The 8,369-nt window shown below is 65.9% G+C and carries 7 protein-coding genes; 1 reads left to right on the forward strand and 6 read right to left on the reverse strand.

Annotation, left to right across the window (positions count from 1 at the left end; genetic code table 11):
* Window positions 1–44: 44 nt before the first annotated feature.
* Window positions 45–1,721, forward strand: a complete 1,677-nt coding sequence (aceB, locus tag ABFX18_RS08540; protein WP_346058002.1) for a malate synthase A — start codon at window positions 45–47, stop codon at window positions 1,719–1,721.
* A 79-nt stretch (window positions 1,722–1,800) separates the two neighbouring features.
* Here aceB and mnhG read toward each other — a convergent pair whose 3' ends face one another.
* Genes mnhG through ABFX18_RS08570 form a run of 6 tightly spaced genes read right to left on the reverse strand, consistent with a single transcriptional unit; the run spans window position 1,801 to window position 8,153 of the window.
* On the reverse strand, window positions 1,801–2,211 hold the full coding sequence (gene mnhG / locus ABFX18_RS08545) for a monovalent cation/H(+) antiporter subunit G (RefSeq protein WP_346058003.1): 411 nt from the start codon (window positions 2,209–2,211) through the stop codon (window positions 1,801–1,803).
* Entirely contained in the window at window positions 2,204–2,515 is a 312-nt protein-coding gene (locus ABFX18_RS08550; protein ID WP_211648533.1) for an MrpF/PhaF family protein, read from the reverse strand. Before ABFX18_RS08550 ends, mnhG begins: the two co-directional genes overlap by 8 nt.
* Window positions 2,512–3,090 carry a Na+/H+ antiporter subunit E gene (locus ABFX18_RS08555; RefSeq protein WP_090149470.1) on the reverse strand — a complete coding sequence of 193 codons (579 nt, stop codon included), beginning with the start codon at window positions 3,088–3,090 and terminating at the stop codon, window positions 2,512–2,514. The genes ABFX18_RS08550 and ABFX18_RS08555 overlap by 4 nt, the downstream gene beginning before the upstream one ends.
* The gene (locus ABFX18_RS08560) at window positions 3,083–4,759 is read right to left on the reverse strand and encodes a Na+/H+ antiporter subunit D (RefSeq protein WP_090149475.1); all 1,677 of its coding nucleotides are present in this window, start codon (window positions 4,757–4,759) and stop codon (window positions 3,083–3,085) included. Before ABFX18_RS08560 ends, ABFX18_RS08555 begins: the two co-directional genes overlap by 8 nt.
* The gene (locus tag ABFX18_RS08565) at window positions 4,756–5,265 is read right to left on the reverse strand and encodes a Na(+)/H(+) antiporter subunit C (RefSeq protein ID WP_090149479.1); all 510 of its coding nucleotides are present in this window, start codon (window positions 5,263–5,265) and stop codon (window positions 4,756–4,758) included. Before ABFX18_RS08565 ends, ABFX18_RS08560 begins: the two co-directional genes overlap by 4 nt.
* Window positions 5,262–8,153, reverse strand: coding sequence for a Na+/H+ antiporter subunit A (locus tag ABFX18_RS08570; RefSeq protein WP_346058004.1), 2,892 nt, complete (start codon window positions 8,151–8,153; stop codon window positions 5,262–5,264). The genes ABFX18_RS08565 and ABFX18_RS08570 overlap by 4 nt, the downstream gene beginning before the upstream one ends.
* Window positions 8,154–8,369 lie beyond the last annotated feature (216 nt).

An 8,369-nucleotide genomic window follows, 5' to 3' on the forward strand; every position in this document is an offset into this window, starting at 1 on the left:
CCCCACCGAATTCACCCGACACCACTCATATCGAGGAGCAGATCATGACGACGACCCAGGCGGGACTGCAGCTGCAGACCGCCACCACCGAACGCACCAGCACATCCGAGAGCACGACATCGCCGTCGCGGTTCGAGGTGCTCGGACGTCCATTCCCCCGCAGCGAAGAGATCCTCACGCCCGATGCCCTCGAGTTCCTGACTCGTCTGCACGACCGCTTCGCCAGCACTCGGCACGAACGTCTCGCCGACCGACAGCGACGCCGCTACGAGATCGGCAACGGACGAGATCCGAAGTTCCGCGAGGAGACTCGGGCGATCAGAGAGGATCCGAACTGGCGCGTCGCCGGCGCGGGCCCGGGTCTCGAGGATCGGCGCGTCGAGATCACCGGCCCCACCGACCCGAAGATGACGATCAACGCGATGAACTCCGGCGCTCGCGTCTGGCTCGCAGATCAGGAAGACGCGACGAGCCCGACGTGGCGCAACGTCATCGGCGGCCAGATCTCGCTCTTCGACGCGATTCGCGAGCAGCTCGCCTTCACCAGCGAGGCCGGCAAGGAGTACCGGGTCACCGCCGAGCGCACCCCGACGATCGTCATGAGGCCCCGCGGGTGGCACCTCGTCGAGAAGCACCTCCGCTTCACGGACACGCATGGACGTGCCGGTGCAGCGTCGGGCAGCCTCGTCGACTTCGGACTGTACGCGTTCCACAACGCGCGCGAGCTCGTATCGCGAGGACGGGGACCGTACTTCTACATCGCCAAGCTCGAGTCGAGCGAAGAGGCGAAACTGTGGGACGACGTCTTCACCTTCACCGAGGAAGCGCTCGGTCTCCCCCACGGCACCATTCGCGCGACCGTGCTCATCGAGACGCTTCCAGCGGCTTTCGAGATGGAAGAGATCCTGTACGTGATGCGGGACCACATCGCCGGACTGAACGCCGGGCGATGGGACTACATCTTCTCGATCATCAAGAACTACCGCGGTCGCGGAGCTCGCTTCGTGCTCCCGGACCGCAGTGAAGTGACCATGACCGTGCCGTTCATGCGCGCCTACACCGAGCTGCTCGTGCAGACCTGCCACAAGCGCGGCGCCCACGCGATCGGCGGGATGAGTGCCTTCATTCCCAACCGTCGGGACCCGCAGGTGACAGCGCGTGCGGAGGAGAAGGTCCGCGCGGACAAGCACCGTGAGGCCGGCGACGGGTTCGACGGCACGTGGGTGGCGCACCCAGACCTCATCCCCGTCGCAGAAGCCGAGTTCGATGCGGTGCTCGGTGAGCGCCCGAACCAGGTCGATCGGCAGCGCGATGACGTGCATGTGACCGCGGCTCAGCTGCTCGACGTGCGGATCGGTCGGGATATCACTGAGGCCGGCGTGCGCGAGAACGTCTCGATCGGCATCCGGTACATCGAGGCCTGGCTCCGCGGACTGGGCGCGGTCGCCATCGACAATCTGATGGAGGACGCGGCGACCGCCGAGATCAGCCGTTCCCAGATCTGGCAGTGGATCCATCAGGATCAGTCGACTGCCGAGGGCACGCGGATCACTCGGGAATGGGTCGCCGAGCTCGTCGCTGAGGCTGTCGCCGGTTTCGAACGCGCGGACGGCGATCGCTACGACGACGCTGCGGAGCTCTTCACCGACGTGGCGCTCGGCGACGACTTCCCGACGTTCCTGACCGTTCCGGCCTACAGCCGATACCTGGTCGACGCGTAGCGAGGCAGTTCCTCTCCACGACGCGCACGAGGAATCGTCGACAGCGAGCCGGGTCCCGTCGGGCCCGGCTCGCTGCACGTCAGCCGGATTTCGAAGGCTCCGATCCAGCGTCGTTCTCCCGTTCAGGGCGACGCGCGAATGACTCCTCGCTGCGCTCGATGGCCGGCGCCAACTCGTCGACCACGAGCGTGGCCGTGTCGAGTTGCCCCGTGCGATACGCAGCGCGACCCACCATGTGCGCGGCCACGGGAGCGGTGAGGGATTGAAACACGAAGACCGGCACCAGGGCGAGCAGCGTCGCGACGGACCGTTCCTCGAGCGCGATCGCCGTGATCGTCAGCAGAAGCCCGAAGATCTGGGGCTTCGTTGCCGCGTGCAGACGGCTGAGCGCGTCGGGGAACCTGATGATACCGACTCCCGCCGCGACCGAGAGCACGGCGGCGAGGAAGATGCAGACGGCCGCGATCAGATCGAGTACGGCATCAAACATGTCCCGTCTCCTTCGGCTGCTGGTGGGGAGGCTGCTCCGCGCGCCGCTTCACGAAGCGGGCGACGACGATCGTCGCGAGCGTCGCCGTGGCGGCGATCACCGTCATCAGCGGGATGGTGTCGGTGTGACCGCGGGCCACCATGTCGGCGCCGACGGCGAGCATCAGCGTCGTGAGGAGCACATCGGAGGCGATCATGCGATCCAGAATCGTCGGCCCGCGTACGATGCGCACGATGGCGGCGAGGGCGGTCACGGTGAGACCGATGCCAGCCGCGATGAGCAGGAGCTGCGTGATATCGCTCATGTCAGGGCCTGCACTTCCTGCTTGGACCCGGCTGCCATCACCAGCAGGCGCTCGATGGTGTACACGCTGCGTCGCATCTGCGTCAGCTCGCGCTGCGTCGGCGTATTCAGCACGTGCAGGTACAGCGTCGAGTTGAATCGATCGATCTCGGTCACGAGAGATCCTGGGATCAAGGAGTTCGTGAGCGCGACCATCGTCATGATGAAGTCGGACCGCGTGGTGAGCTTCACCGCGATGATCGACGTCGTCGGCACCGGTCCGGGGCGCACGGCCAGCCATGCGACTCCCCATGAGGCGCGCGCCAGGTGCCAGATGAAGTACCCCAGGTACCGCAGTGCATGCCAGACATTGAATCGACCGGCGAGCTCCACGGGCGGGAGGTAGAACAGTCGCATGACGAACACGGCGATGACCAGACCGCTGAGCACCGAAAGCAGTGACACCTCGTGCCAGAGCATCATCCAGAGAACGACGAGACCGATCACGAGGGGCAGTTCGTGCAGCCGCACGCCGAATTCGCGTCGACGGGCTTCGCGGGGCGATTCACCCGCGAGCTCCGTGGGTGCATCACTCATGCGATTCCCCCTCTTCGAGCGTGGTCTGGCCGCTCCCACCGCCGGGTCCGCCCGAGCCGGCTCCAGAGCCGTCGCCGAGCACCTGTTCCACGACGATACCCGGCTCGGCGAGAGTTTCTCCTGCCCGGGTCGCGTACGCGTAGAGCGGACCCGCGAAGATGGTCAGTGTGACGCTGATGGCGACCATGCCGGTGGTCGCCACGAACATCAGCTTCGGGATCTCCTTCTGCTCGGCCTGCGGCTGCGCATCTGGCGCGTCCTGCAAGCGCTCGAAGAGCGCCTGCTCGCGCTCGCGCAGCATGACGGCTTCCGTGGTGGTGGGCTTCGCGGATTTCGGATCGCTTCCCTGCTGCGCCGGTGCTCGCCAGAACGCGAGCACCCACGCGCGCGCCAACGCATAGAGGGTGAGGAGGGAGACGAGCGCCCCGATGCCGATGAGCCAGTACGCTTCTGGGCTCGCGACATCGGCGGCGACCGTGAAGAGCCCGAGCTTCCCGATGAACCCTGAGAACGGGGGGATGCCGCCGAGGTTCAGCATCGGGATGAAGAAGAGGATGGCGATGAACGGCGCAGTGCGCATCAAGCCGCCGAGACCGGAGATCGAGGTGGTCCCGCCTTGTCGTTCGACCAGACCGACGGCGAGGAAGAGGGTCGTCTGCACGATGATGTGATGCGCGATGTAGTAGATCGTCGCGGCGAAGCCGGCTGCATTGGCCATGCCGATTCCGAAGATCATGTACCCGATGTGGCTGATGAGCGTGAACGACAGCAGCCGTTTGATGTCGAGTTGCGAGACGGCGCCGAGAATGCCGACCAGGAGCGTCAGTCCCGCGATGATGAGGAGCAATCGGTCGACGCTCGAATCCGGGAACAGTTTCGTCTGCGTCCGAATGATGGCGTACACGCCCACCTTCGTCAGCAATCCGGCGAACACCGCCGTGACCGGAGCCGGGGCCGTCGGGTACGAGTCCGGCAGCCAGAAGGCGAGTGGGAAGACGGCGGCCTTGATGCCGAACGCGATGAGCAGTGCCAGATTGAGCAGGAGTTGCACCTCGCTCGGCAGCTCCGCGATCCGCACCGTGAGCTGCGCCATGTTCACCGTGCCCGTGGCGCCGTAGATCAACCCGATCGCTGCGAGGAAGAGCACGGACGAAACGAGCGACACGATGACGTACGTCACGCCGGCGCGAATGCGCTGCGCAGTCCCTCCGAGCGTGATGAGCACGTAGCTCGCCACGAGCAGGATCTCGAAGCCGACGTAGAGGTTGAAGAGGTCGCCCGCGATGAACGCGTTGAACACGCCGGCACCGAGCACGAGGTACGTCGGGTAGTAGATCGACACCGGCGTGTCTTCGTCTCCGTCGGCGAGGCCCTGACCGAGCGAGAAGAGGAAGACGCCGAGGAGCACGATCGATGACACCGTGAGCATGAGCGCCGACACCCGGTCCACGACCAGTGCGATGCCGAACGGAGCCGCCCAGCCCCCGACCTCCATGACGAGCGTGCCGTGCGCATCCACCAGGAACATCAACGCGCCGCTGAGCAGCACGACGGCGCTCAGGGCGAACAGCGTGATTCCCTGCTGCAAGCGGCGGTGCCCGGGCACGGCAAGTGCGAAGGCGGCCCCCGCGAGCGGGATGAGCACGGCGAGCGGAACGAGCTGAATCATGTCTTCGGCTCCCCCGCGGTCTCGGATGCATCGGAGGCTGGCTTGCCGCTCGGTGCGATGTCTGCGCCGGATTCGGCGTAGTCCTCGTCGTCGTACTCCTGCGTCTCCGCGAGGTCTTCGTCGGTGACCTCGGTCGCTGCCAGTGCGCGCGTCGTGGCGAGCTCCAGATCGGAATCGTCGTCCTGCACGCGGTCGTCATGGTCGTGCGCGAGGCGCCACGACCGGTAGATGAGCGCGAGCAGGAAGGCGCTGACGCCGAATGTGATGACGATGGCCGTGAGAATGAACGCCTGCGGGAGCGGATCGCTCATCTCCTCGGCCGACGCCTCTCCGTAGATCGGCGCAGCTCCGAAGCTTCCCGACATCAAGAAGATGAGCAGGTTCGTCGCATTGCCCACGAGGAGGAAGCCGAGCAGCAGGCGCGTCAACGACCGATCGAGCATGAGGTAGACACCGCAGGCGTACATCACCACCATCACGGCGACCAGAACGAGTGGCATCGTCATCGCGAGCTCACCTCCTCTTCCTCGAACGAGGCGATATCCGCCTCTTCGTGCTCATCGATTTCGGCGCCGAGACTCCGGAGCACGTCGAGAATCAATCCGAAGACGACCAGGTACACGCCGATGTCGAAGAGCGTCGAGGTCACCAGCGGAATGGAGCCGAAGATGCCGAGATCGATATCGACCCACGCCGACGCCAGTGCCGATTGCCCGAAGAGCATGGGGATGAACGCCATCGACACCGCGATGGCGAGCCCAGCGCCGAGAATGCGGCCGGCATCGAGCGGAACCGTAGCACCCAATTCGTGGCGGCCGCCTGCGAGGTACCGCGCGACGAGCGCGAGCCCGGCGACGAGCCCGCCCGCGAATCCGCCTCCCGGCGAGTTGTGCCCGGTCAGGAGCAGGTAGATCGACAGAATGATCAGCGCGTGGAAGATGAGACGCACCACGACTTCGAGCAGGATCGAGCGGCGCGCCGGATCGAGGTGCCGTCCCGCCAGAAGCCAGGTCATGCGGCGCGCGGGATCGTTGGGGTCTGCGACGCGGAGCAGGTGTTCCTGCGCGGCCCTCCGCGCGTCCCGCCGGCTCAGCTTCGGGCGGTTGTCGACACGGGTGCTGAGGAAGACGAGCGACGCCACGCCGGTCGCGGCAGCCAGAATCACGGAGAGCTCGCCCATCGTGTCCCAACCGCGGATGTCGACGAGCATCACATTGACGACGTTGCTCCCGTGGCCGCCGGCGTACGCGAGCTCGGGCAGCTGCAGGGAGATCGGCTCCGCGATGCGCGATCCGAGTGCGATGACCGCCAGCATGCCGAAGACGAGCCCGACGCCGATGCCGATGCCCGCACGGAGCCACCTCTTGGGGCGGCTCGCGCGATGACCGATCCGCTGGGGCAGGCGCCGGATGACGAGCACGAATGCGATGAGCGTGACGGTCTCGACGAGCGCCTGGGTCAACGCGAGATCTGGGGCCCCGTGCATTGCGAAGATCGCGGCCATGCCGTATCCGGTCAGGCCGACGAGCACCACCGATTGGAATCGCGTGCGTGCGCGCAGGGAGAACAGGGCGGCGATGATCATCACCAGTGCGATCGGGATCTGCACCGGAGAACTGATCAGCACGAATTCGCCGGGCCATTCGGCGGTCGCGAGTGCGGTGCCGCCCAGCGTTCCGACGAGCACGATCAGGATCACCGCGAGATAGAACGGAAGCGAGCCGCGCTGCGTGATGGACGTGAGCTTCACGGCGATCGAATCGACGAAGTGCGTCACGATCCAGTAGGCGTGCGATGCCGAGAACCGCTCGACGGGAGGCTGCATGCGCCGGGTCGTACGACTGAGCACCCAGGCCAGCAACGACCCGCCGATGAGCACCCCCGCCGAGGCGAACAGGGCCGGCGTCACACCGTGCCACAGTGCGAGGTGCTCGATCTTCACACCTGCGGCTTCCGCGTTGACCAGTGGAAGCAGCACCGCGTCGGCTGCAGGCGCGACCAGCCCGATCAGGAATGTCGCACCAGCGAACACGCCGGGAGCGATCAGGATCGAACGCTCGGGCGCGTGAGCGACTCGGCAGGTCTCGACGTGCGGCTTCGATGCGAATGCGCCCCAGACGAACCGACCCATGTAGGCCACCGTGAGCACGCTGCCGACGACTGCGACCACGAATGCCGCCATCGCCAGAGGCCGCTCCTGGCCGACCTCGAGCAGCTCCGTGAACGCAGACTCTTTCGCGATGAAACCGAAGAACGGCGGGAACCCCGCCATGGACGCCGACGCCAGCACCGTGATCGCGAAGAGCACCGGCATCTTCTTCCCGAGCCCGCTGAGCTTTCGCAGATCGCGGGTGCCGGTCGAATGGTCGATGACGCCGACGGAGAGGAAGAGTGGCGCTTTCGCGAGTGCGTGCGCGAAGAGCAGCGCGAAGCCGGCGAAGGTCGCCCGCGGGTCGCCCACCCCGAACACCATGACCAGCAGCCCCAACTGGCTGACGGTACCGTGAGCCACGATGAGCTTGAGGTCGAACTGGCGAAGCGCACGAATGCCGCCGTTGATCATGGTGATGGCGCCGAGAACGACCAGCGTCTCCCGATAGCCGGGCACGTCGCCGAACGCCGGGGTGACGCGGGCGATCAGGTAGATGCCTGCTTTGACCATGGCCGCCGCGTGCAGGTACGCGCTGACCGGCGTCGGCGCCGCCATGGCGCCCGGCAGCCAGAAGTGGAACGGGAAGATCGCCGATTTCGAGAGTGCTCCGGCGAGGATCAAGAACACCGCCGTGATGCCGACGCCACCCTGGGGAGGCGTGGCGACGATATCCGAGAGCAGCGAGCTGCCGACCTGATTCGCGAGAAGCACCAGGCCCACGAGCATGGCGAGTCCGCCGAGCGTCGTCACCATGAGCGCTTGGAGAGCGGCGGCCGTGGACGTGCGCAGACGGGTGAGGTGTCCGATGAGCAGGAACGAGAAGATCGTCGTCCCTTCCCAGAAGATGAAGAGCAGATAGACATCGTCCGCGAGCACGAGGCCGAGCATCGACGTCGCGAACCCCATGAACACCGCGGCGAAGCGCTCGAGCCCCGGCTCGTGCGCGTCGAAATAGCGACTGCAGTAGAGCAGGACCAGCGCGCCGGCCCCCGAGACGAGCAATGCGAAGAGCACGGAGATCGTGTCGAGCCGGAACGTCAGCGTGAGGTCGAGCTGCGGCACCCAGGCGAAGGACTCCACGACCGGCGCACCGCTGTACACCTGGACCGCGAGCACGGCGAAGAGGCCGGTAACGGCTGCGAGGAGCGCCGCCCCTACGAAGAAGACGTTGCGGCCGAGTACTCGAGCCAGCGGGTGAGTCGCGATGGATACGACAGCGAGGATGAGCAGGACACTCATCATCGCTCCCATAGGCGGCCCACTTCCGGTTCCGTCGGCGTTCAGTTCTGGAACCAGTCTACTGGAAGGGAAACACCCATTCCCCTGAGAACGAACGCTCGAAGCCCCGATCACGACCGGGAAACCTGTTCATCGTCGACGACGAGGGCCCTGAAATGGCGAAAGGGTCGTACAGTGTGTGCCGTCTCTGGCTTACACTGTACGACCCTTTCTGTAAAA

Origin of the sequence: Leucobacter alluvii, assembly GCF_039530485.1 — a bacterium.
Taxonomy (GTDB): domain Bacteria; phylum Actinomycetota; class Actinomycetes; order Actinomycetales; family Microbacteriaceae; genus Leucobacter; species Leucobacter alluvii.